This is a genomic window from Roseococcus sp. SYP-B2431 (assembly GCF_004336745.1).
GTDB lineage: Bacteria > Pseudomonadota > Alphaproteobacteria > Acetobacterales > Acetobacteraceae > Roseococcus.
In genome coordinates this window covers 1-22,874 of record NZ_SJXD01000022.1, presented here as the reverse complement: position 1 = coordinate 22,874, position 22,874 = coordinate 1, and the positions used below count along the sequence as shown (strand labels likewise).

General features: G+C 70.6%; 17 protein-coding genes and 1 tRNA gene. 9 read left to right on the top strand and 9 right to left on the bottom strand.

Annotated elements, in window-relative coordinates; all coding sequences use genetic code 11:
* Positions 1–34: 34 nt before the first annotated feature.
* Genes EJV46_RS08090 through EJV46_RS08080 form a run of 3 tightly spaced genes read right to left on the bottom strand, consistent with a single transcriptional unit; the run spans position 35 to position 9,278 of the window.
* On the bottom strand, positions 35–2,947 hold the full coding sequence (locus tag EJV46_RS08090; protein WP_131548117.1) for a CHAT domain-containing tetratricopeptide repeat protein: 2,913 nt from the start codon (positions 2,945–2,947) through the stop codon (positions 35–37).
* Between the two features lie 3 nt (positions 2,948–2,950).
* Positions 2,951–7,528 (bottom strand): filamentous hemagglutinin N-terminal domain-containing protein, encoded by a 4,578-nt coding sequence (locus EJV46_RS08085; RefSeq protein WP_165585416.1) that lies wholly within the window; start codon positions 7,526–7,528, stop codon positions 2,951–2,953.
* 19 nt (positions 7,529–7,547) lie between these two features.
* Positions 7,548–9,278 (bottom strand): ShlB/FhaC/HecB family hemolysin secretion/activation protein, encoded by a 1,731-nt coding sequence (locus EJV46_RS08080; RefSeq protein ID WP_165585415.1) that lies wholly within the window; start codon positions 9,276–9,278, stop codon positions 7,548–7,550.
* 262 nt (positions 9,279–9,540) lie between these two features.
* On the opposite strand from EJV46_RS08080, the gene EJV46_RS08075 reads away from it, so the two are divergent.
* Together EJV46_RS08075 and EJV46_RS08070 are read left to right on the top strand one after the other, a co-directional pair.
* Positions 9,541–10,308: a hypothetical protein gene (locus tag EJV46_RS08075; RefSeq protein WP_240782459.1), complete on the top strand. Its 768-nt coding sequence runs from the start codon at positions 9,541–9,543 to the stop codon at positions 10,306–10,308.
* A gap of 74 nt (positions 10,309–10,382) precedes the next feature.
* Positions 10,383–11,039, top strand: a complete 657-nt coding sequence (locus EJV46_RS08070) for a PAQR family membrane homeostasis protein TrhA (RefSeq protein WP_131548114.1) — start codon at positions 10,383–10,385, stop codon at positions 11,037–11,039.
* 7 nt (positions 11,040–11,046) lie between these two features.
* On the opposite strand, the gene EJV46_RS08065 is transcribed toward EJV46_RS08070, so the two are convergent.
* Positions 11,047–11,241 (bottom strand): hypothetical protein, encoded by a 195-nt coding sequence (locus tag EJV46_RS08065; protein ID WP_131548113.1) that lies wholly within the window; start codon positions 11,239–11,241, stop codon positions 11,047–11,049.
* Positions 11,242–11,495: 254 nt separating this feature from the next.
* Here EJV46_RS08065 and EJV46_RS08060 point away from each other — a divergent pair, with 254 nt between their 5' ends.
* The 3 genes from EJV46_RS08060 (at position 11,496) to EJV46_RS08050 (ending at position 14,783) form a co-directional block, all read left to right on the top strand.
* Positions 11,496–12,470: a tripartite tricarboxylate transporter substrate binding protein gene (locus tag EJV46_RS08060; RefSeq protein ID WP_131548112.1), complete on the top strand. Its 975-nt coding sequence runs from the start codon at positions 11,496–11,498 to the stop codon at positions 12,468–12,470.
* 33 nt (positions 12,471–12,503) lie between these two features.
* Positions 12,504–13,640, top strand: coding sequence for a CaiB/BaiF CoA-transferase family protein (locus EJV46_RS08055; RefSeq protein WP_131548111.1), 1,137 nt, complete (start codon positions 12,504–12,506; stop codon positions 13,638–13,640).
* A gap of 411 nt (positions 13,641–14,051) precedes the next feature.
* A complete protein-coding gene (locus EJV46_RS08050; RefSeq protein WP_165585414.1) occupies positions 14,052–14,783 on the top strand; it encodes a polysaccharide pyruvyl transferase family protein in 732 nt (243 codons plus the stop codon).
* 353 nt (positions 14,784–15,136) lie between these two features.
* On the opposite strand, the gene EJV46_RS08045 is transcribed toward EJV46_RS08050, so the two are convergent.
* Positions 15,137–15,212 (bottom strand) — tRNA-Glu (locus tag EJV46_RS08045).
* A gap of 79 nt (positions 15,213–15,291) precedes the next feature.
* Here EJV46_RS08045 and EJV46_RS08040 point away from each other — a divergent pair.
* A complete protein-coding gene (locus EJV46_RS08040) occupies positions 15,292–16,119 on the top strand; it encodes an alpha/beta hydrolase (RefSeq protein WP_131548109.1) in 828 nt (275 codons plus the stop codon).
* Here EJV46_RS08040 and EJV46_RS08035 read toward each other — a convergent pair.
* The 4 genes from EJV46_RS08035 to EJV46_RS08020 form a co-directional block, all read right to left on the bottom strand.
* Positions 16,116–16,478: a carboxymuconolactone decarboxylase family protein gene (locus EJV46_RS08035; RefSeq protein WP_131548108.1), complete on the bottom strand. Its 363-nt coding sequence runs from the start codon at positions 16,476–16,478 to the stop codon at positions 16,116–16,118. The two genes, EJV46_RS08040 and EJV46_RS08035, sit on opposite strands and share 4 nt — an antisense overlap.
* A 71-nt stretch (positions 16,479–16,549) precedes the next feature.
* Positions 16,550–18,904: an ATP-dependent Clp protease ATP-binding subunit ClpA gene (clpA, locus tag EJV46_RS08030; RefSeq protein ID WP_131548107.1), complete on the bottom strand. Its 2,355-nt coding sequence runs from the start codon at positions 18,902–18,904 to the stop codon at positions 16,550–16,552.
* 149 nt (positions 18,905–19,053) lie between these two features.
* The gene (gene clpS, locus EJV46_RS08025; protein WP_206020771.1) at positions 19,054–19,383 is read right to left on the bottom strand and encodes an ATP-dependent Clp protease adapter ClpS; all 330 of its coding nucleotides are present in this window, start codon (positions 19,381–19,383) and stop codon (positions 19,054–19,056) included.
* Between the two features lie 214 nt (positions 19,384–19,597).
* Positions 19,598–20,104 carry a phasin family protein gene (locus tag EJV46_RS08020; protein ID WP_131548106.1) on the bottom strand — a complete coding sequence of 169 codons (507 nt, stop codon included), beginning with the start codon at positions 20,102–20,104 and terminating at the stop codon, positions 19,598–19,600.
* 293 nt (positions 20,105–20,397) lie between these two features.
* Between EJV46_RS08020 and EJV46_RS08015 the strand changes: the two genes are divergently transcribed.
* The 3 genes from EJV46_RS08015 to EJV46_RS08005 form a co-directional block, all read left to right on the top strand.
* On the top strand, positions 20,398–21,606 hold the full coding sequence (locus EJV46_RS08015; RefSeq protein WP_131548105.1) for a D-alanyl-D-alanine carboxypeptidase family protein: 1,209 nt from the start codon (positions 20,398–20,400) through the stop codon (positions 21,604–21,606).
* Between the two features lie 156 nt (positions 21,607–21,762).
* Positions 21,763–22,632 carry a UTP--glucose-1-phosphate uridylyltransferase GalU gene (gene galU / locus EJV46_RS08010; RefSeq protein WP_206020750.1) on the top strand — a complete coding sequence of 290 codons (870 nt, stop codon included), beginning with the start codon at positions 21,763–21,765 and terminating at the stop codon, positions 22,630–22,632.
* Between the two features lie 135 nt (positions 22,633–22,767).
* Positions 22,768–22,874 (top strand): NAD-binding protein (locus EJV46_RS08005; protein WP_131546788.1); only part of this gene is annotated, 107 nt, incomplete at its 3' end.

The following is a 22,874-nucleotide window of genomic DNA, read 5'->3' as shown; positions in this document are numbered from 1 at the left end:
GCGCGGCAGCCTGTCACGTCCCGATGGAGTCGCCCTATCCCGCGCGCGCGGTCCTGGCCGCCTGGGCCGCCGGCGCCGGGCCGGGCCCGATCATCGCGAAGGGCGCCCAGAGCGCCGGGTGCCCCAGGCCCGCCACGCCCATCAGGTCGAGCTGCGCCTTGCGCAGCGCCTCGGCCGGCGCATCGCCGTTCCGGATGTTCTGCAGGGTGAAGAAGGCCACCCGCGCCGCCGCCACGTCGTTCACGTACCAATGCGTCACCAGCAGCCCGCGCGCGCCGCTGAAGAAGAAGGCCCGGGCTAGGGTCGAAAGGCTCTCGCCCGCCGCGGCGCCGCCGCCCGAGTTGCAGGCCGAGAGCACGACGAGATCGGCATCGAGGTCGAGGTCCAGGATGGTGCCGGCCGTCAGCAGGGCCTGCGTCGCCGTCGGCCCGTTGCCGGCCGAGGCGATGATCGCCGGTTCCGTCAGGCAGGTGAGCTCGGCGGGCAGCACGCCATGGGTCGCGAAATGCAGGATCCGGTAGTCGCGCAGATGGGCCGCGCGGACGGAGCCGACCGTGAAGGCGTCGCCCGTGCGGCGCTCCGCCGGCGTGGCGCCCATGGCCTGCTGCGCCGCCTGGAGCTCGACCGCCGCGGCGGGCAGCCGCGCGAGGCTGGACAGGCCCTGGCCGCAGCTGGGGGCGGCCGGGAAGGATCGGGCGGCGAAGGCGGCCGGCACGGGCCGGGGATCGCCGAAGCCGAACCAGGGCCGGCTGGCCACGGAATTGCCCGCCCGGCGCAGCGTCACCAGGCTGGAGGCGGCCGGCACATGCGTCACCGGCATCTTCTGCACGAGATAGGCCACGTTCTCGTGCCCCCGCGGCGCCGGCGGCGCGGCCGTCACGAGCAGGCCATAGGGCAGCGAGAGCATCGGCCCCTCCGCCAGCGCGACCATGGACCTGGCCCGGGCCAGCGGCTCCGCGACGGCGCCGAACAGCGCCTGGTGCAGCGCATGGGCCGCGCCGGCCTCGAAGGCCCGGCGGGAGGTGCCGGATTCCGTGCTCTCCCGGATCCTGGCGACGAGCGCGGCGACCTCGGCCGTGTCCGCGCCGACGCGCCCCACGCTCACCGCCCCGTCGAGCAGCACGAAGGTCCAGCCGCGCCGGTCCGGCGGCAGGGTGGTGGCGACCAGGGCCTCGCCCGGGGCCAGGGCGGCCAGCACGTCGGCGGCGGAGGAGACAGACTGCACGAGCTGGCCATAGCCCGGGGCGGCGGATTGCGCGGCGGCATCGGCCTCGGCGGCCACGCCCTCGGCCTCGTTGATCTGCGCGGTGAGGGCGGCCACGTCGCGGCCCTCGGCGGCCGCCGCGTCGCGCTCGCGGTAGCGGGCGGCGAGCGTGCGATCGGCCTCGTCGCGGCGGCGCAGCGCCTCGGCGACCGCCGGGTCGCGCGCCCCGGCGGCGAGGCGGGCGGCGGCGGTGGCGATCTGGGTCGTGGTCACGCCGCCCTGGCCGAGCTGCGCGGCCTCGAAGGCCTCTGCCACACCCTCAGCCGTGCCGAGGGCGAGGAAGGCGTCGATGCAGGGCGCGACGCGGCCCGGCGAGGTGCCCTCGCGCAGGTTGCGCAGCACGGCGGCGGCGTCGCGGCAGGGCGCCACGGCGCCCGAGGGCGGGAGGTTCGCGGCCCGCAGCAGCAGCGTCTCGGCGAGGGGGCGCGAGCGCGGGATGCCGCGCGCGAAGCGCGTCGCGGAGCGGCCGAAATCGGCGGCAGCGGCGCCGGACCGGCCAGCGCCCGCGGCTACGGCGCCCTCGGTGCGGGCGATGCGGGCGGCGATCAGGTCGGTGCCGCTGGCCGTGCCGGTGGCGGCGAGCGCCAGTCGCCCGGCCTCGGCGGCGGCGGTCTCGGCCTCGGCCGTGCGCCCGGCGGCGCGCAGCACGGCGGCGGCGTTGCGGCGGGTCTCGATCAGGCCGATCAGCGCCCGGTTGGCCAGCGGATCGACCGAGGGCTGCGGGCTGCCCATCCCGGCGCGCAGCTCGGGCGGCACCCAGCGGGCATAGGCGGCGCCGCCCTGGGCGAGCAGGGCCAGCGCCTGGTCGGGCCGCGCCCGGTTGGCCTCGTGCAGGCCGCGGTAATGGGTGAGGTAGGCGCCGGCCAGCGGCTCGGAGGCGCGTGGGACCAGGACGGCGGCGCGGGTGAAGAAGGCCTCGGCCTCCGGGAAGCGGCCCTGGTTGGAGAGCTGCAGCGCCAGCAGCACCATGGGCAGGAAGCGGTCCGGCGCGTCGGCGCCGAGCGCGCGCTCCTGTAGAGCGAGCGCGGCGCGATAGGCGGTCTCGGCCGCGACGAAGCGCTCGGCCTGGTTCGCGTCGCGGCCCACCGCCATCAGGCTCTCGTAGCGGCCGATGTCGCCGGTGGAGAAGGCCTCGCGGGCCAGGCGCGCGGCCATCTGGTCGATGGCGGCCGAGGGCAGCCGGGCGGATTCGGCCGTGATCCGGCCGGAGAGCACGCCGATCGCCCGCTCGGCCGCCGCCTGGGCGGGCAGGATCCCCTCGGCGAGCCAGATGGCGTTGCCGGACTGGGCCGTCATGGCGAAGGCGGGCCAGCCGCCGGCCCGGCGCCGGCAATCCATGATCGCGGCCGGCTCTCCGCCCAGGGCGGTGCTGGCGCGCGGCGCCGCGCAGTCCAGCCGGCTGGCCAGGCCGGCGCGGGCCTGCCCGGCCGCCTCCATGGGCGTCGATCCCGTGGCGGGGCGCACGCGCGCGCTGGGCGACGACCACTCGCCGCACCAGACATCGCCGCCCTGGCCGGAGCGCGACAGCCGGCACTCCTCGCCCGAGGCGGTGGCGCCGAGCGCGAGCATCCCCGCGCCGCCGCCCGAAGGCACGGCGACATAGGCGGAGGGCGGCGGCGAGGCGCAGGCGCCCAGGGCCAGCAGAAGGGGGGCGAGCGGGAGGAAGGGGCCGGGGCGGATCATGGGCTAGAAATCCTCGCCACGAATGTTGGGAGGCGCGAGCTCACCCTCCTCCGAACGGTCGCGGAAGAGGCGGAAGGACAGGACCGGCACCGGGGGGCGCAGCTGCTGGATCGCGGTGAGGGCGGGCTCCAGCACGGCGGCCAGCAAGGGCGGGTTCACCGTGGGGGCGAGGAAGGGACCGATACGGAGGGGGCTGCCGGCCGGTGGCGTGGCGGTCCCGCCGCCGCCTGCCGCGGCAGGCGTGCAGACGGAGGCGCCGATCGCGCAGTCGTTGAACAGATAGAGCGCCGGGCTGGGCAGCGGCTCGACCAGCAGCGATCCGCCCGAGGTGCCGCGCCGCCCCGTCGCCGCGGCTGCCCCGCCGCTGATCCCCGCGATGGCGCCGAAGAGATTGGCGCCGGCCCCGCCGAAGACGCTCAGCGCGCCGGCGCTCAGCGTGCCGGTGGCATTTCCGTCCGGCCCCAGGAACAGCAGGACCGGCGTGCTCGAGGCGTTCAGCCCGCCGAAGGTTATGCTGGGGGAGGTGATGCGCAGCGAGGTTCCCGAGGCGGTGCCCGTCAGCGAGGCGGAGGTGCCGGCCGCGATGCGGATCGCGCCGGCCGCCTGTAGCAGGCCGTTCAGGGCGAAGGTATCGCTCTCGATGCTCAGGTCGCCGGTCCGGGCGATGGCGGAGTTGCCGTTCACCTGCAAGGTGCCGGTTGCCGCGAGCGCGCCGGTCGTCCCCGTGACGGTGCCGTCCACCACGAGATTCCCGGTCTGCTGGATGTCGTAGGAACCTTGGGTGAAAAACACCCGCCCGGCCGGCAAGGCGAGCTGGTCGGAGCTGTTCTTCAGTTCCAGCCGCCCCCCGACATCGGATGCGCCCAGTCCGGTGAGGCCGTTGGCGCCGTTCAGCAGCGCGTCGCCGCCCGTCTGGAGCGTGAGTGTGCCGCCGGTGATCCGCCCGGCGCCGGACTGGGTCAGGCTGCCGCCCGTCGTCAGCAGCGTGTTCGGCGCGGCGAGGTTGCCGGTCAGCACCTGGCTGCCCGTCGTGCGCAGCGCGAGGAGGGTGCCGGCCGAGAGGTCGCCGATGACGGGCAGCACGTTGGCCGGATCGTTCAGCTCGACGGCGCCGCCTGCAGCGCCCGTCAGCGTGCCGAAGCCGAGCGTGGTTCCGGCGGCCTGGAAGACGTCGCCCGTGGCGCGGACATCCACCGTTCCGGGGAGGCTGAAGCTGCTGGCGAAGTTGATCTCGCTCGCGGTCGTCGTCGTCACGCCGCGGAAGGTGGTGGCGCCGAAGCGGAAATTGCTGGCCGTGATCCGGTCGAAGATGTCGGAGCCGAGGCGGAAGGGCTGCGGCGTGCCCTCGTCAGGAAGAATGGCCATGCCCAACGCGGCGTCGGGGGCGAGTTCCACGAGCGGGGCGGTGATGCTGGGCAGCGGCGTGCCGGTGAAGGGCGAGAACGCCAGGGAGCCGACGCGGAAGGTCGCACGCTCGACGGCCGTGATGGCAGCGTTGACCGTGACCGTGCCGGCGGTTCGGACCGCGAAGCTCTGCGTGCTGATGGTGTCGCCGGACAGGCCGACCTGGAGATCGCTCACCCCGTTGTCCAGGGCGAAGTTCCCGGCCACATGGAGGGTATTGAGGTTGGCAACGCTGTTGAGGAGGCCCGGCGAGGGCAGGTCCAGCAGCACGTCGCCGCCGGACAGCACGATCAGGGAGGACGCGATGAGGCGGCCGCCGGTTTGTGTGATCCCGCCCGTCCCCGCACCCAGCTCGACCTGCGCCGGGAAGCCGGCATTGCCGAGCGTGCCGCCCAGGGTCAGGCTGGAGGGACCGTTCAGGTCCGATCCTCCTTCGATATTGGGATTGTAGCCGGCGAGGATGGTGATGCCGCCGCCGAAGGAGCTGGGTTGCCCGACGAGGCTGCCGGCCGCGAGATTGATGTTGCCGCTGGCCGTCAGCGTGATGCCGCCCTGCCCGGAGACGCTGCCGGTCACGTCCAGGTCGCCGACGACGTCGATGGAGGCGGTCGCGTTCTCCACGGCGACCGGGCCGGTGACGGCCAGGCTGGTGGCGTTGCGGAAATCGAAGGCAGACTGGACGTCGACCGTCCCCAGCCGCGCGACCTGGTTCTCGCCCGTGAGCTGCGCGCCGTTCGTGGCGTTGGTCACGTTGAGCGTGTTCGCCGTGATGACCGAGCTTTCGGTCTGGATGATGTTGCCGCCGCCCGTCCGGTTCAGGCTGAACGTGCCGCCGACCTGCATCGGCCCGCTGAGCGTGAGGTTGAAAGCCGAACCCGGGCGCGATGCCACGCTGGCATCGCCAGCGGCAGTCAGGCTGGTGATCTCGTCGATCCGGTTCGCGCTGTCCCCGCCCGGCAGCGAGATGTTGCCCGTGGTGTTGAGGCTCAGCGTATTGGCTTCCAGGGAGCCGCCGGTCTGCACGATGCCCCCGCGTCCCGCATTCATCACAATCAGGCCGGTGGGCTCGAAATAGCTGATGGCCGGGCCGGCCTGGATGATGCCGGCGATGAAGGTTCCGGCTGTCGAAGTCGGGTCGATGGCGGCCAGCGAGGCGTTCAGGCCGGAGCTGATGATCATGTTGGGGGCGCGGACCGTGCTGGCCGCTCCCTGGGTGAAGCTGCCGGTGGAGCGGAAGACGGCGGTTCCGGTCGCGGCGCTGATATTGCCGTTGATCGTGAGATCGCCGCCGATCACGTCGATCCGCGCATCGACGTTCGCGGCAATGCCGGTGTTGACGGTCAGCGAGCGGGTGTTCCGGATGGTGACGTTGCCGAGCGCTGCGTTGAGCGTGCCGATGGCTCCGATGACATTGTCGGCGGTGCCGAGACCCACGTCGCCGAAGAGGTTTGGATTGGTCTGCGTGACCGTGCCGGCGGTGACCACGCCCGCGACGGTCTGCGAGATCGAGGCGGAGGGGAAGTCGCTTCCGGTGGCGGTGAAGCTGATGGTATTGGCCAGCGGCACGGTCACCGGGCCGTTGAAGACAAATGTCTGGGCCGTCAGGCCGAGATCGCCGGCGCCCAGCACGATCGAGCCGTTCGCGCCCACGGTCAGGGTCGTGCCCGCCTCCAGCGACAGATTGCCGGTCGGCTTGTTGATGGGCGCGTCGACGAGGATGGTGTCGTCCGCTTGCAGCACCAGGTTGCCGGCGAAGGCGTTGATGAAGCCGTTGGAGATGGTCTGGTCGCCGCTGCTCGCGCCGGCGTCGAGCACGCCGCCGATGACGTTGCCGTCGTCCGAGCCGGAGCCGCTGGCAGCGGCGATCACCGTGAGGTTGTCCGGGTCGATCAGCAGCGTCCCCACGCGTCCGCCCGGTCCCGCGGCCACGTTCACCTCGCCGAGCAGTCGGAAATCCCTGGCGCTCGAGACCTCGACGAAGCCGCCATCGCCGCCCTGCGGCCCGCCGCGGACCGAGATGGCGCCGGCATGCACCGTGTACTCGCTGGAGTTCAGCAGCACGGTGCCGCCATTCCCGCGCTCCGTGGCATCGGCCCGCACGACGGCGCCCTGCGCGATGCCGGCGCGCCGCGAGAGACGCCGGCTGGCCGCGCCGTTGGGCGTCACGCCGATGGCCACGGTGCCGCCGCCCGCCCGGCCCGAGGCGTTCACCCGCGCCGTGGAATCCACCAGCGTCCGGTCGCCCAGGATCTGGACCTCGCCGCCCCGCGTGCCTGCGGCACGGCCCTGTGCGCTCACCCGGCCCTCGATGCGCACGGCGCCGCCATTGCCGGCCGCCACCACGCGGCCGCTGCGCCCCGTGGCGCCGTCGGTGTTCGCGGCGATGCGGCCACCGGCCCGCACGAGATCCTGCACGATGCCGTCCACCGCCTGGGCGGTCAGCACCACGGTGCCGCCGGTCGCCGTCACGGTGCCGGTGTTGGTGACCAGCGCCTGGCCGTTGGCGGGCGCCTGCCGGACGGGCGAGGTCACCTCGAGCGAGAGCAGCCCGTCGCCATGCAGGTCCACCACCGAGGTCTCGGCGCCGGCCAGCACCACCCGGCCCATGCGGGCGCGGATGACGCCGTGATTGGCGACCTGCGGCGCCACCAGCGCGGCGAGGCCGGCCTCGCGCACGGTGATGGTGCCGTGGTTCTCGATGCGCGCGTCGGGGCGGCCGGGCTGGTCGAAGTTCATGCGCCCGCCGCGCATGAAGGCCTCGTTGGTGATATTGGCCGTGGAGGCGACGAAGCCGGCGGCGTCGATCTGCGCGCCCTGGTGGAACACCACGCCGGACTGGTTGACGATCGCGACCTGGCCGTTGGCGGTGATCCGCCCCGCGATCTGCGAGGGATTCGGCGTGATCACCCGATTCAGCGTGACCGAGGTCGTGCTGGGCTGCTGGAACTGCACGGCCTGGTTCCGGCCGACATCGAAGCTCTGCCAGTTGATCGCGGCGCGGTCGGTGGACTGGTTGATGACGGTGCGCCCGGCATCGCCGCCGATCACGGCCGAGCCGGCGACGACCTGCCCGCCCTGCGGCCGCGCATTGGGCGCCGGCTGCGCCTGGGCCAGCGCGGGGAAGAACAGCGCCGTGCCCGCCAGCAGGGCCAGCCGAAACGAGGGGGAGGGGGTCATCATGGGATCCTGTCCTCCGTCAGAAACGGGCGAGCACGCGCCAGAAGAATGCGTCCTCGTGCAGCGCCGGGACGGCCGGGCCCTGGGGCTGGCGGGTAAAGCGCCGCACCGCCTCGAACTGCGCCTCGAAGCGCTCGTTCACCTGCATCCGCAGGCCGAGGCCGAAGGAATGCAGCCGGCGGTCGGGGTCCGCCGCCTGGTTCTCGAAGGTCCATCCGGCATCGGTGAAGACGTAGTAGGTCGGCGCCAGCCGCAGCCCGACGCCGAATGCGCTGAGCTCGTGCGTCGTCGAGAGCTGCAGCTCGGCGGAGACCGCGACGGCGCTGTCGCCGGTCACCTCGCCGGCGTAGAAGCCGCGGCCCAGCCGATTGCCGCCGAGGTAGAATTTTTCCGCCAATGGCAGGATGTCGTTGCTCCACTGCCCCGCGACCGTGCCCTGGAAGGCGAGCATCGCCCCGGACCACGGCGCGAAGAGGGCCTGGGTGCGCGTGGCCTCGCCGCTGAGCTTCGTGAAGTCGCCGGTCGAGCCGAGCCGCGCCGGGTTGCGGCCCAGGGAGCCGCCGACGCCCTGGCTGAGGCGCAGGCTCACGAAATTGGTGCCCGGCCGCGTGTCGCCGGCCAGCAGGTCGAAGGTGGTCCAGTCGGCGCCCGCGCGCAGCATGCGCAGGCTGTCCTGCGACAGGCGCGCGCGCTGACCGTTGCTGCCGTCCACCCAGATGTCGCTGTCGATCGTGTCGAAGGCGCCGATCAGGTTCAGCGTCTGCGAGCGGCGGCGGATCACCGGATAGGTCAGCGAGGCGCCGGCCACCGTGGAAGCGCCCTCGTATCCGAGGCTGCGCAGCACGCCGGAGGGGTTGCTGGTGCCGTGTCCCGCATAGAGCCGCACCTGCAGGCCCGAGCCGCCGATATAGCCGCGCCAGCTCGCCTGCCCGAAGATCTGCGTCGTGGCGCGGGCGTAGAAGAGCGCCAGCTCCGTCTGCTCGCCGAGCGAGGTGAAGGAGTTGAACTGCACCGCCGCCAGCCCCTGCTCGGGCCCCGAGAAGCGCGGGCCGCGGTTGTCGGCCGCGATATAGCCCGTCACCGCCCGACGCGAGAGCTGCGCCACGAGCGACAGCGCGCCCGGCGCCGTCCCGGCCGGGCGCAGCACCGTGCGTACGGTCAGGCCCGGGATGTCCTGCGCCAGCAGGAGCTGGCGTTCCATCGTGGCGATGTCGAGCGGCTGGACGTTCACGAGGCGGTTCAGGAAGCGCAGCACCTGGGTGCCGGCGGGGCCGACATCGCCGTCCAGCCGGACCTCGCTGATGAAGCCCTCCGCGATCTGGAAGCGCAGCGTGCCGTCGGGCCCGACCGTGGCGTCGGCGGTGACGAAGGCGAAGCCGCGCTCGCGGTAGAGGGTGACGATGGCGGCGCGCGCGTCCTCGATCTTCGCGATCGGGACGGCGGGGCCGGTCAGCGGGCCGGAGACGGCGGCCAGCTCGGCCGGGGTGAAGGCCGTGGAGCCGAGAAAGGTGACGTCGCGGATGGCGACCTGCCCGGTGACGCCCTCGGCGGGGCGGGCGGGGCCCGGCGGCGACAGGCCCGGGCCGACGCGGGGCAGGCTGGGCGGGGCGAGCTGCGGGATGGGCGTGCCGCCGGGCGGGATGATGCCGGGGGGCGGCACCTGCGCGAGGGCACCGGTCGCGGAGAGGCCCATAAGGATCGCCGCGATGGTCGCGCCGTGGCGCGGAAGCACCGCCCTAGACTTCCGCATGCAGTCCATCCCCCTGTTCAGCAACGTACCAGGGCCGAGTAACGCCCGCTCATCACTGAAATTATATGCTTTACGATGCTACTCGATTCGCGCTCGGCGCAAGTCGAAGAATACCCTGGCAGGGATTTGCTCCAGGGTTGTGTCTGGGGAAGCACGCGGGTGCCTTCCCCCGGAGGGCGATGCCCGGGGGCTGGGGATGGCCTTGCGCCGGATCTCCCGGCTTAACTGGCGCCGGTGCCCCTCTTCGAAGGACGATGCGACGATGTCCGCTACCCCCGCTGCCACCCTCAAGACCATGGAAGCGGGGGACTACCGCTACATCCCCGCCGTGTTCCAGTACTCCTCCGGCGTCGCGGCGCTGCCGGGCTACCGGCTCGAGCGCGCGCGGTTCAGCCGGCTGCTGCCGATGAAGGAAGGCTTCGCCCGGATCAAGGCGCATCTGGAAGCGCTCGGCCGTCCGCTCACGGCCTTCGCGGCCTGCGAGCTGCGCTCCGCGCTGCCCTTTACCGAGGACGGCTTCCGCGAGTTCAACCTGGGCTACGCCCAGGTGCTGCGCGACTGGGGCATCCTGGAGGGCGACGACAATCCCGTCGCGCGCAGCAACGTCTGTCCCGAATTGGCTCCGCCGAGCGAGTCCGGCTTCCACGCCTTCACCTACACCGTGCCGGACAGCCGGGTCGGGCCGACCTTCCTGATCGCGGGCGGGGCGGAGCGGCGCGGGGGCGGGCCGGTGGCGGAGGCCGTCGTCGCCTATGGCGACACCTCGCCCGAGGGGCTGCGCGCCAAGGCCCGCCAGACGCTGGGCGAGATGGAGCGGCGGCTGGCCGCCTTCGGCTTCGGCTGGGCGGATACGACGGCCGTGCAGGTCTATACCGTCTATGACCTGCATCCCTTCTTCCTCGACGAGATCGCCGCGCGCGGCGCCGCGCAAAACGGCATCACCTGGCATCCCTGCCGCCCGCCCGTGCAGAAGATCGACTTCGAGATGGACTGCCGCGGCCTGGACCACGAGATCTTGCTGCGCGTCTAGCTCCAGGCTCCGACGCCTTCGCTCCCCGGGCATGATCTGGTGTTTTGGTTGAGCGGGTGCTTCAGGATGGCCGGATGACGAAATCCCTCGCCCTGCCGCCCGTCTCCCGGGGCGCGCTGCGGGCCGATGCCTGCATCCACGTCCTGGGCCTGGCCGCCTCCATCGCCGCCTGCGTAACGCTGGCCGCGGCGATGCCCTGGCCCGTGGAGTGGGTGCCGGCCTTCGCGCTCGGGCTCTACGCCCTTGGGCTGGTGGCGATGCTGGGCTGCTCGGCCGCCTATAACCTGGCCGCCGAGGGGCGGGGCAAGCGCCTCCTGCGCCGCCTCGATCATGCCGCCATCTTCGTGATGATCGCGGGAACCTATTCGCCCGTCGCGCTGCTCGGCCTGGGCGGCGGCTGGGGGTGGAGCGTGGCGGCCTTCGTCTGGGCGGGCGCGCTCGCGGGTGCTGGCCTCAAGCTCTTCGCGCCGGGACGGTTCGAGCGCGCGGCCATCGCCGCCTATCTGCTGCTGGGCTGGGCCGGGATCGTCGCCATCGTGCCGCTGGCGGCCGCGCTACCTGGGCTTGACCTGGCGCTGCTGGGCGCCGGCGGGCTGCTCTACAGCCTGGGCGTCATCGTGCATGTGTCGCGGCGGATGCCGTACCAGAATGCGATCTGGCACGGCTTCGTGCTCGCCGCGGCCGCCTGCCACTTCGTGGTGGTGCTGCGACTTGCGAAGGGCCTGGGCTGAGCCGGGCTCAGCGCCGCGCCATCCCCTTCTTGATCTCGCGCTCGATCGCCGCGCGCTCGCCGGTGCCCACGCGCCGCACGATCTCCGTTACGATCGCGACGGAGAGGCGGTGCCGCTTCGCGATGTCCTGGAGTTCGTTCGGGTCGAGCATCACGGGCTCCGGCGCCTTGGGCGCCGCCGCGGCCTTTGCCGGGTTCTTCATGGTGAATCCTGTTCCGAAGCCTCGCCCGGAGCGAGGGCCCGGGAGGAGGGAATGAAGCTGGGCTGTCCCGGCTTCGCCGCGGGACGTCACGGCTCCGGCAGGGGACATCGCGCCCATCGCCCCTGCACCGCACGGTATAGTCCCCGTTCGCCGTCCGCGGATAGGGGCGACGCCCTTGCCGCCGCGCTTTCCCCGCGGGCAACATCGGCGGCAAGGCGCCGGCGCGCAGGACGCCGGGCAAGGGAGATGACCGAATGCCACAGATGCACATCCGCCGCCGCGGCGCCCTGGCCCTGACCACGCTCCTGGCCTCGCCGGCGCTCGCGCAGCCCGCCTGGCCCGACCGGCCCGTGCGCGTGCTCATGGGCTTTCCGCCGGGCGGCCCCACCGATTTCGTCGGCCGGCTCACCGCCACGGGGCTGCAGGAGCAACTCGGGCAGACCATGGTCTTCGAGAACCGGCCGGGGGCCAATTCCGTCCTGGCCGCCGAGGCTGTGGCGCGCGCCGCGCCGGATGGCCAGACCCTGCTCTTCTCCTCGAATTCGCTGGTGATGAATGCCAGCGTCTATGCCCGGCTGCCCTATGATCCGGTGACGAGCTTCGCGCCCATCGGCATGGTCGCGACCTCGCCCAACGTGCTGTGGTGCGGCGCCTCGCAGCCCTGGCGAAGCCTCGACGAGATGGTCGCCGCGGCCAAGGCGCGGCCGGGCACGCTCGGCTATGCCAGCACGGGCAATGGTGGCAACGGGCATTTCGGCGGCGAGACGCTGCGCCAGGCGCTGGGCATCGACATCACCCATGTGCCCTATCGCGGCACGGCGCCGGCGCTGCTGGACGTGGTGGCCGGCCGCGTGCCGCTCATGCTGCAGACCCTGGTGGGCGCCATCGGGCCCTACCGGGAGAACCAGCTCCGCCCGCTGGTCGTCTTCGGCCCGCGGCGCGCGCCGGAGCTGCCGGAGGTGCCGACGCTCAAGGAACTCGGCCACGAGGTCGCCGACTCCGGCGTGTGGTTCGGCGTGCTGGCGCCGGCTGGCACGCCGGCGCCGATCGTGCTCCGCGCTTCGCAGGCGCTGTCGGCCTTTCTCGCCAAGCCAGAGGCGCGGGCGCAGCTCGCCACCCAGGCCTCGGTCCCGGCCTATGCGGGGCCGGAGGAGCTCGCCACCCGCATCCGCGCCGATGTGGGCGCCTGGGCGGAGGTTGCGCGCCGGGCCGGAATGCGGCCCGAATAGCCGATCATGCCCGAATCACCCCCAGGAGACTTCATGGATCTGCCATTGGACGGCGTCACCGTCATCGAGGTGGGCCAGGCGCTCGCCGGCCCGCTGGCCGGCGCGGTGCTGGCCGATATGGGCGCCGATGTCATCAAGGTCGAGAAGCCGGACGGCGGCGACGATGCCCGCCTCTGGGGCCCTCCCTATGGGCCGGATGGCGTGACCTCGCTCTATTTCCACGGGCAGAACCGGTCCAAGCGCTCCATCACCCTCGACCTCAAGAAGCCGGAGGACATCGAGGCGCTGCACAAGATCTGCGCGACGGCCGACATCCTCATCCAGAACCTGCGCCCGGGCGTGGTGGACGAGATCGGCATCGGCCCGGAAGCCATGCTCGCGCGCCATCCGCGCCTCATCTACTGCTCGATCTGGGCCTTCGGCTTTGAGGGGCCGATGCGCCTCAAGCCGGGCTTCGACCCGCTGCTCCAGGCCTATGGCGGCATGCTGAGCGTGACCGGCCAGCCGGACGGCCCGCCCACCTTCTGCGGCGCCTCGATCAACGACAAGGCGACGGGCCTCTTCGTCACCGTCGGCGCCCTGGCGGCGCTGCGCTGGCGCGAGAAGACGGGGAAGGGCTGCCTGGTGGACAGCTCGCTCTTCGAGACGGCGGCCTTCTGGGTGGAAGGGCAGATCAACAACTACCTGGCGACCGGCGACATCCCGACCCGCCATGGCACCGGCGCCGCGGTGATCGTGCCTTATCAAACCTTCGAGACGGCGGACCGGCCGCTCTGCCTCGCCGCGGGCAACGACCGCTTCTTCGCCCGGGCGGCGAAGGTGCTGGGCCATCCCGAATGGGCCGAGGACCCGCGCTTCGCCAGGGCCGGCGACCGGGTGCGGAACAAGGCCGCGCTGATCCCGCTCATCGCCGAGGCCTTCCTGACCCGCCCGCGCGACCATTGGCTGGCCGCGCTGGACGCCGTGGGCGTGCCGAGCGGCCCGGTGAACGACATCGCCGAGGTCACGAACTCCGCGCAGATGGAGGCGGTCGGCCTGCTGCGCGAGCTGCCGGAGGGCGGGCCGAAGATCGTCAGCCTGCCGATCTCCTTCAACCGGCGGCGGCCCTTCCCCCGGCGGGCGGCGCCCCGGGTGGGGCAGCACAACCGCGAGATCCTGGGGCGGGACTGAGGGCTGGGTAAGTCGGCGGCCGGCCTGAACGCGGCGGGTCGTTGCGCTTGCGGCAGGCGCGCGGGCGAAAGAGCAGGTTGCCTTCCGCATCCTCGGCCGAACGGGCGGCAGCGTAAAAGGCCCGGCCGAGGGGATGGACCCGGCCGGGCTGAAGAGGAGATTGCAGAGGAGAGTGATTGGGGAACGCCCCTGAGACCGTTTGGTTGCACTGCAATAGAAATCTCGGACGTCCCGTCGGATTTTGTCAGTGGCTGCCGAGGAACGGCAGGTTCACCGCTCAGGTCACATCGCGGCGCGTCGAGAGCGCGTGTTGCTCGTGATGCGGCGGTCCCTTAGGCTCGCCCACCTCCAACAAATTCGGGGATGCGAGACTTGCCGCTCCGGGTTCCTCAAAAAGAGGCTGCCTCCGGGATGGATCATCCTCTTTTCGTCAGCTGGCCGAGCGAGGGTAAGGTGGCTGCGAATTGGGGGGATAAGCTCAATCCGATATTGGTTCAGGCGCTTTCGGGGCGCGAAGTCAGTAACTCCAAGCCCGCGACGGGATGGGATGGCCGTAGCGTATACCGCGTGATTGGCAGCGGACTGGCAAATACGCGCCCTCATCACGAGGTATGGGGGATGGGGTTCAAGTTCTTTTCAGAGAAGATTAACGCTCCTCCGCGCAAAATACATGCTGTTCGTGGCCCCCTGACCCGGGGAAAGCTGATATCGATGGGCATTGATTGCCCTGGGGTTTTTGGCGATCCAGCGGTTCTTTATCCACTGATATATTATCCGACAATTCAGATCGTATATGATATAGGTATTATACGCCATATCAACGAGCAAGAATTGCCGGAAGACACTTTTCCGATCTCTCCCGAAATTCATCGGCTCAATATCGACATCACCGGTGAAATTAACTCAGTTGTCGACGCCATACTCTCATGCCGGATGATCGTATCCAGCTCCTTGCACGGAATCATTGCGGCCCATGCCTACGGCGTTCCAGCGTTCCAGCGTTTTGGCATCAGGCGACGCGACTGCCGGCCGGCGATGGCTTCAAGTTCTACGATTATCTCGCAAGCGTCGGAATCACATCGAATGTCAAATGCACCATTGATGGGAGCGGAAGGCTATCTTGGTCCCAATGTGACGAGGTAATCCCCCCGACCCGGATCAATGCCGGGCGACTTCTGAACGCGTGCCCGTTCATCGAGGCCAGCCGCAGGAAGCTCTGGCTCCGTAAACTGCAGGAGATGAAATCGGCCGGATACTCCGGACTCATCTTCGATTGAGTCCTCGGACGCTGGACGCCGGGCACGAGGGTCGGGCGTCCGGCGGGTGCCCGAGGGCTCCCGGGCGCCTCGGCCCTGGCCGATGAAGAAGCTCACGCCGCGGCGTTGAAGATGCTGAGATGAATCGGCGGATTCGCGAGCTGCCGCAGCGCGGCTTCGAAAAGTGAGATCCGAACCGCCAATTTGCCGGAGGGGCAAACTTTCGGAAGCCAAGGAAGGTGGCGTCCCCAACGGGATTCGAACCCGTGCTGCCAACGTGAAAGGCTGGTGTCCTAGGCCTCTAGACGATGGGGACGTGAAGCTGCGCGGCTTAGAGGCGAAGGGCGCCGCGGTCAATCCTGGCAACCCGCCCCGCGCCGGATCATTTCCCTGCGATGAAGCTTCCCGCGCCCCTGCGCCGCGCCCTGCTCTCCGGCGCGGCGCTCCTCCCGCTGGGAGCCTGCTCGCCGACCGGTCTCGCCGGGGCCCTGACCCGCGCCCGCGGCACGACACGCGAGCAGGGCATCGCCTACGGCCCTTTGCCGCGCCACCGGCTGGACCTCTATGCGCCGCCAGGCCTGGCCGAGGCCGCGCCGCTGCTGGTCTTCGTCCCGGGCGGCGGCTGGCGCTCGGCGGAGCGCGGGGACTACCGCTTCCTCGCCTATCCGCTGGCCGGGCTCGGCTGCCTCCTCGCGGTGATCGACTACCGGCTGTGGCCCGAGGGGCGCTTTCCCGGCTTCGTCGAGGACACGGCTCTGGCCGTCCGCTTCCTGGCCGCCCGCGAGCCTCGGCGGCGCCTGATCCTGATGGGGCATTCGGCCGGGGCCTTCAACGCCGGTTGCGTCGCGCTGGATCCGCACTGGCGCGCCCAGGACCGCGTCGGCGGCTTCATCGGCCTCGCCGGCCCTTATGATTTCGGCGCGGACGAGGTTGACCCGCCCGGGGTCTTCGCCGGAACGCCGCGTGCCGTCGCCGCGCCGTTGCCGCTCGGCCCCGCGACACCGGCGATGCTGCTGCTGCATGGCGCGGCCGACACGACCGTCCGCCCGCAGCATTCCGCCGACCTCGCGGCCCGGGCGCGCGAGGCGGGCGTTCCGGTGCGCCATGTCGCCTATCCCGGCATGAGCCATCTCGGCATCGTGGCCGCGCTGGCCGACCCGATCCGCGCCCTCGGCCTGGAGGGGGGCGATGTCCTCGGCGAGGTTCGTGCCTTTCTGGCCTAGGGCCGCGCACCCGCCCCGTCATAAGCGTCCAGCACGTGCAGCGAGTAGGTGAAGGCCGCGCCGGCATTCACGGCCACCGCCACGCCCAACGCCTCGGCGATCTCCTCCTTCGTCGCGCCCGCCGCGCGGGCGCGACGCGCATGGTCGTCGATGCAGCCTCCGCACCGCGTGGTCACGGCCACCGCGATCGCGATCAGCTCCCGCGTCTTTGCGTCGAGGTGCTTCGTGACGGCCGAGGCGCGGCCGAGGGCCGAAAAGGCCTTCACAGCCTCGGGATGCAGCTGCGAGAACTCCTTGCCGCGCTCGCGCAGCGCGGCGTTGTAGCTGTCCCAGTCCTCGATTCGGTTGTCGGTGGTCATGGCTTCGGTCCGGAAATGAGAAGGGCCCCGATGGTTTCCCATCGGGGCCCTCTCCACAAGCCGCGAGCAGGCTACTCCGCCGTGGCTTCCGGCTCCTTCTCCGCCTCGCCGTCGCTTTCCGGCTTGGGCAGGGCGGCGACCGGCGCCTCGGCGATGTCGAAGGTCAGCGCGCCGTCGGTCAGATTGACCTTCACCGAGCCGCCCTTCACCAGCCGCCCGAAGAGCAGCTCCTCGGCCAGCGGCTTCTTGATGAACTCCTGGATCACGCGGGCCAGCGGCCGCGCGCCATAGAGCGGATCGTAGCCGCGCTCGGCCAGCCACTCCTTGGCCGCGCTCGAGAGCTCGATCGTGACGTTGCGGTCGGCCAGCTGGGCCTCAAGCTGCATCACGAACTTCTCGACCACCTGGGCGACGATCTCCGCCGAGAGACCCGCGAAGGGGATCACGGCGTCGAGGCGGTTGCGGAATTCCGGCGTGAACATCCGCTTCACCGCCTCCTCGTCCTCGCCCTGGCGCACCGGGTTGCCAAAGCCGATCGCCGACTTCTGCATGTCCGCGGCGCCCGCATTGGTGGTCATGATGAGGATCACGTTGCGGAAATCGACCGTCTTGCCGTTGTGGTCGGTCAGCTTCCCGTGGTCCATCACCTGCAGCAGGATCGCGTAGAGGTCCGGATGGGCCTTCTCGATCTCGTCCAGCAGCAGCACGCAATGCGGATGCTGGTCGATGCCGTCGGTCAGCAGGCCGCCCTGGTCGAAGCCCACATAGCCCGGCGGCGCGCCGATCAGCCGGCTGACGCTGTGCCGCTCCATGTATTCGGACATATCGAAGCGCAGCAGCTCGATGCCGAGCGTCTTGCTGAGCTGCTTCGCCACCTCGGTCTTGCCGACGCCGGTGGGGCCGCTGAACAGGTAGTTGCCGATCGGCTTCTCGGGATCGCGCAGCCCCGCGCGGGACAGCTTGATCGCCGAGGACAGCGCCTCGATCGCCTTGTCCTGCCCGAAGACCATCGCCTTGAGGTCGCGCTCCAGCGTGCGGAGCGTCTCCTTGTCGTCGGCCGAGACGGATTTGGGTGGGATGCGCGCGATCTTCGCGACGGTCTCCTCCACATCCTTCAGGGTCACGGTCTTCCGGCGGCGGCCTTCCGGCAGCAGCATCCGCGAGGCGCCGACCTCGTCGATCACGTCGATCGCCTTGTCCGGCAGCTTGCGGTCATGGATGTACTTGGCCGAGAGCTCGACGGCGGCGCGGATGGCCTCCGGCGTGTACTTCACCTTGTGGTGCTTCTCGTAGTTGGTCTTCAGGCCCGTCAGGATCTTCACCGTGTCCTCGACGGAGGGCTCGTTCACGTCGATCTTCTGGAAGCGCCGGACGAGCGCCCGGTCCTTCTCGAAGTGGTTGCGGTACTCCTTGTAGGTGGTCGAGCCGATGCAGCGCAGCGTGCCCTGGGCCAGCGCGGGCTTGAGCAGGTTCGAGGCGTCCATGGCGCCGCCGGAGGTGGCGCCGGCGCCGATCACGGTGTGGATCTCGTCGATGAAGAGCACGGCGCCCGGCTGGGCCTCCAGCTCGTTCACCACGGCCTTCAGCCGCTCCTCGAAATCGCCGCGGTAGCGGGTGCCGGCCAGCAGGCTGCCCATGTCGAGCGAGAAGATGGTGCTCTTGGCGAGCACCTCCGGCACGTCGCCCTCGACGATGCGCTTGGCCAGGCCCTCGGCGATGGCCGTCTTGCCCACGCCCGGATCACCCACATAGAGCGGGTTGTTCTTGGTGCGGCGGCAGAGGATCTGGATGGTGCGCTCGATCTCGCTGTCACGGCCGATCAGCGGATCGATCTTGCCAGCGAGCGCGCGCTTGTTGAGGTTGACGCAATAGGTGCTGAGCGCGTCCTGGTTGCGCCCGCCGCCGCGCGGCTTCTCCTCGCGGTCCTCCTTGCCGGCATTGTCCTCGGGCGTCGGGGCCTGGCCCTGGACGGGGCGGGGCTGCGAGCGGCCGGGGGCCTTGGCGATGCCGTGGCTGATGAAGTTCACCGCGTCCAGCCGCGTCATGTCCTGCAGCTGCAGGAAATAGACGGCGTGCGACTCGCGCTCCGAGAAGAGGGCCACGAGCACATTGGCGCCCGTCACCTCGTCGCGGCCGCTGCTCTGCACATGGATCGCCGCGCGCTGCACGACGCGCTGGAAGCCGGCGGTCGGCTTGGGATCACCCGTGCGGTCGCTGACGAGGCCGGCGAGGTCCTTGTCGAGGAACTCGGTCAGCTCGCGCTTGAGCTTGTCCACGTCGACGCCGCAGGCGCGCAACACGGTCGTCGCGTCCGCATCGTCACCGAGCGCGAGGAGGAGATGTTCGAGGGTGGCGTATTCGTGGCGGCGATCGTTGGCGAGGCCGAGCGCACGATGGAGCGTCTGCTCGAGATTGCGGGATAGCATGGTTCAACGCTCCCCTTCAGCGAAGGCCGGCCGCCGAGGTTGGCGGCGCGGCGGGTTGACAGTGATGTGGTGGCTCTCCCCCTGCCGTCACATCCGACACCAACGCATAAGACAATTGCGTGGCGCGATTCCGCACGTGATTTTTTGTGTCACTCTTTCTCGATGGTGCATTGCAGCGGATGCTGGTTCTGGCGGGCCAGGTCCATCACCTGCGTGACCTTCGTCTCCGCGACCTCGTAGGTATAGACGCCGCAAACCCCGACGCCGCGGCGGTGGACGTGCATCATGATGCGCGTCGCCTCGTCGCGGTTCTTCTGGAAGAAGCGTTCCAGGACATGCACGACGAACTCCATGGGCGTGTAGTCGTCGTTGAGCATCAGCACCTTGTACATGGCCGGCTTCTTGGTCTTCGGCCGCGGCTTGACGACGACCCCGGTCGTCGGGCCGCCCTCGCCGTCCCGCTTGTCCGGATCGGACATCGTGATCCTGGTCATCTCTCGCTTCCGGTGGTGCATCGCGTCTTCATGGTCCTGGACAGGATATCGGGAGCCGGCAGCCCACGGGAAGGGGTTGAAAGCCTCGCAGGGCGGAATGAACAAAAGGAAAGGGCCCGCATGCCTTCGGCATGCGGGCCCTCAACTCAGGCGTGTGCGGGCCGTTCCGGGGCGGAACGTCCCCGGGCACGGCGGACGATCAGGCCGCGAGCGGCTTGGTCATCTTCTCCATGGCGACCGTCATGCGAGCGGAGATCGGCTCCACGGCGGCCTCGGCCAGCTTCAGCGAAGCCTCCTGCAGGCGGGTGGCGTCGGCCATCGCGCGCTCGAAGGCGGTCTTGGCGAAGGAGGCCTGGAAATCGGCCGCCTCCTTGAGGCTCTTCAGCGAGGTGAGGGTCTTGGCCGCCTCGATCGCCTGCTCCGAATAGGCCTGGAACATGGTGACCGTCTGGCGGGACAGGTCCTGCATGCCGGTCACGTAGACCTGGGTGGCCTTGCTGACCGCCTCGAAATTGCCCCGGCCGAACTCGACGGCCTCCTCGGAGGCCTTCATCAGGTCGCCGGCGGTCTTGTTGGCGGTCTCCATGGTCTTCTCGACCGCGACGCGGGCCTGGGCCACGCCGTCCGTGGCCATCTGCTTCGCCTGGGCGGCGCCGGTCTGGGCCGCGTCGGCCATGGTCTTCTTGATCTCAGCCGAAGTGGCCATGTCATTCGCTCCTTCGCGTGGCCTGCCCCGATGCGAGGAAGGCATGGTCTTGCTGCGTTTGTTGCAGTGCAGCATCACGAGGGCCTACTTATGAGGTCGTCCGGTCCAATGCAAGCGGTTTTTGTGCAGTGCACAAAAATTCCGGCGCTCGGCGGATCAGGCCGATTCGGAACCGCATGGCCACAGTTTCGCGCGAAACGGATGGACAAATGGCGGCTCGACTGTTTCTTTGCATTTCAACGCGGGCCGGGCCTTGGGGGAGGCGAGGCCAGCGTCCGCTTTGGGGAAGCCGCATGTTCAGATCCGCCGTTCTCCGCGCCGTCGCCGGCGCGCTCCTGGCCGTGGGCCTCCTGCCGGCCGCGGCGAGCGCCCAGATCACCGCGAGCCCACGTTATTCCGGCATGGTGGTGGATGCGCGCACGGGCAATGTGCTGATCGCGGAGGCCGCGGACGACACCCGGCATCCGGCCTCCCTCACCAAGATGATGACGCTGTACATGCTCTTCGAGGCGATGCAGGCCGGCCGATTTACCCTCTCCACGCCCATCCGCGTCAGCGCCGAGGCGGCCTCGATGCCGCCTTCCAAGCTTGGCGTGCCCGCCGGCGGCACCCTCTCCACCGAGACTGCCATCCTGGCCCTGGTCACGCGCTCCGCCAACGACATCGCGGTGGCCGTCGGCGAGGCGCTCGGCGGCGACGAGGCGAGCTTCGCGCGGATGATGACCCTGCGCGCCCGCTCGCTCGGCATGTCGCGCACCACCTTCCGCAACGCCTCCGGCCTGCCGGACCCCGACCAGGTGACCACGGCCCGCGACATGACGCTGCTCGGCCGCCGGCTCATCCAGGATTTCCCGGAGCAGTACCACTACTTCTCCCTGACCCACTTCGCGCATGGCAACCGCCTGATCCGCAACCACAACGGCATGCTGCGCGACTACCCCGGCGCCGACGGCATCAAGACGGGCTACATCAATGCCTCCGGCTTCAACATCGTGACCTCGGCCCAGCGCGAGGGCGTGCGGCTGGTGGGCGCGGTCTTCGGCGGCAATTCATGGGCCCAGCGCAATGGCCGGATGGCCGAGCTGCTGGACGCCGGCTTCGCCCGCCTGGGCGTGCGCGAGGTGCCGCCGCTGATGGCCGCGCTGCCGCCGCGCGTCGCCGTCCGGCATGATGCCACCGTCGGCCCCGGCCCGCGCCGGGCGGCCAACGTCCGGCAGGCCGCCCTGCGGGAACCGGCGCCGCGCAACCGCGCGCCCGGCGTCCGGTCGGTGGCCGCCGCCCGCCAGCCCGCGGCGCGGGTGCGCCGGGTCGTGGCAACGACGCCGTCCCCCGCGGCCCGGCCGCGCCAGCTTCGCGCCGCGCCCCGTTCCGCCGTCCGTCCTGTCGCCCGCCCCGCCGCCCGTCCCGTCACGCGCGCCGCCCAGGCCACGCCGCGCACGCCCTCCCGGTCGGCCGACGCTGCGCCGCCGCCCCGGCAGCAGCTGGCCCGGAACCCCGGGTGACGGTGGCCCGGGTGGAAGCGGCCTGTCCCCTGCGCCTGGAGCAGCTCGGGGCGGAGATCGGGGCGCAGATCGGGATGAAAGCCGACCGGCCCTGGCTTGCCGCCGCCAGCCAGGGCGTGGCAACAGGTTGCGCCGAATGAACAAAGGGATCACCCCGTGCTGAAGCCGCTCAAGAAGGCCGTCATGCCCGTCGCCGGCATGGGCACCCGCTTCCTCCCCGCCACCAAGGCCATCGCCAAGGAGATGCTGCCGGTCGTCGACCGGCCGCTGATCCAATACGCCGTGGACGAGGCCCGGGCCGCCGGCATCGAGCAGTTCTGCTTCGTCACCGGCCGCGGCAAGATGGCCATCGTCGAGCATTTCGACGTCCATTTCGAGTTGGAGCGGATGCTCGAGGAGCGCGGCAAGGCCAAGGAGCTCGCCGAGCTCCGCGCCCAGGCCCTGCCGCCCGGCAGCGTGACCACCACGCGCCAGCAGGTGCCCATGGGCCTCGGCCACGCCATCTGGGCGGCGCGCAGCTTCATCGGCGACGATCCCTTCGCCATCCTGCTGCCCGACGACCTGATGATGTGCGACGTCTCCTGCACCAGGCAGCTCGCCGATGCCTATCAGGAGACGGGCGGCAACGTCGTGGCCATAGAGGAGGTCCCGAGGGATCGCGTCAACAAGTATGGCGTGATCGATATCGAGAAGGACATGGGCCGGCTCGTCTCGGTGAAGGGCCTCGTGGAGAAGCCCCCAATCGACCAGGCGCCCTCCAACCTGACCATCATCGGCCGCTACGTGCTGATGCCCGAGGTCATCGCCCATCTGGCGAAGATGGAGCTGGGCGCCGGCGGCGAGGTGCAGCTGACGGACGGCATGGCCAAGCTCCTCGGCCACCAGCCCTTCCACGGCCTGCGCTACGAGGGCCGGCGCTTCGACTGCGGCGACAAGGTGGGCTTCCTGGAGGCGCAGATCGCCTTCGCCCTGAAGCGCCCCGAACTCGCGCCGCAGGTCCGGGAATTCCTGGCGAAGTACCGCTGACGCCGTTTCCGCGACCGCCGCGGGATTTTGAACTTTCCCGGTCGGCCGGGCTAGGATGTTGATGAACCTCCAGCGATCCGATCAAATGCTGCTTCCGCATGCTGTTTTGGTCATGCGGTCCTCGGGGGTTCCCTTATGAAAATCGCGGTGATCGGGGCCGGCTATGTCGGCCTCGTCTCTGGTGCTTGCTTTGCCGAGTTTGGCGTCGACGTGGCGCTGGTGGACACGGATTCCAGCAAGAT

Bases quoted from the DNA above. Each gene is read 5' to 3' on its own strand.
- EJV46_RS08090 (WP_131548117.1), bottom strand. From the start codon at position 2,947: ATGATCCGCCCCGGCCCCTTCCTCCCGCTCGCCCCCCTTCTGCTGGCC.
- EJV46_RS08085 (WP_165585416.1), bottom strand. From the start codon at position 7,528: ATGACCCCCTCCCCCTCGTTTCGGCTGGCCCTGCTGGCGGGCACGGCG.
- EJV46_RS08080 (WP_165585415.1), bottom strand. From the start codon at position 9,278: ATGCGGAAGTCTAGGGCGGTGCTTCCGCGCCACGGCGCGACCATCGCG.
- EJV46_RS08075 (WP_240782459.1), top strand. From the start codon at position 9,541: ATGTCCGCTACCCCCGCTGCCACCCTCAAGACCATGGAAGCGGGGGAC.
- EJV46_RS08070 (WP_131548114.1), top strand. From the start codon at position 10,383: ATGACGAAATCCCTCGCCCTGCCGCCCGTCTCCCGGGGCGCGCTGCGG.
- EJV46_RS08065 (WP_131548113.1), bottom strand. From the start codon at position 11,241: ATGAAGAACCCGGCAAAGGCCGCGGCGGCGCCCAAGGCGCCGGAGCCC.
- EJV46_RS08060 (WP_131548112.1), top strand. From the start codon at position 11,496: ATGCCACAGATGCACATCCGCCGCCGCGGCGCCCTGGCCCTGACCACG.
- EJV46_RS08055 (WP_131548111.1), top strand. From the start codon at position 12,504: ATGGATCTGCCATTGGACGGCGTCACCGTCATCGAGGTGGGCCAGGCG.
- EJV46_RS08050 (WP_165585414.1), top strand. From the start codon at position 14,052: ATGGATCATCCTCTTTTCGTCAGCTGGCCGAGCGAGGGTAAGGTGGCT.
- EJV46_RS08040 (WP_131548109.1), top strand. From the start codon at position 15,292: ATGAAGCTTCCCGCGCCCCTGCGCCGCGCCCTGCTCTCCGGCGCGGCG.
- EJV46_RS08035 (WP_131548108.1), bottom strand. From the start codon at position 16,478: ATGACCACCGACAACCGAATCGAGGACTGGGACAGCTACAACGCCGCG.
- clpA (WP_131548107.1), bottom strand. From the start codon at position 18,904: ATGCTATCCCGCAATCTCGAGCAGACGCTCCATCGTGCGCTCGGCCTC.
- clpS (WP_206020771.1), bottom strand. From the start codon at position 19,383: ATGTCCGATCCGGACAAGCGGGACGGCGAGGGCGGCCCGACGACCGGG.
- EJV46_RS08020 (WP_131548106.1), bottom strand. From the start codon at position 20,104: ATGGCCACTTCGGCTGAGATCAAGAAGACCATGGCCGACGCGGCCCAG.
- EJV46_RS08015 (WP_131548105.1), top strand. From the start codon at position 20,398: ATGTTCAGATCCGCCGTTCTCCGCGCCGTCGCCGGCGCGCTCCTGGCC.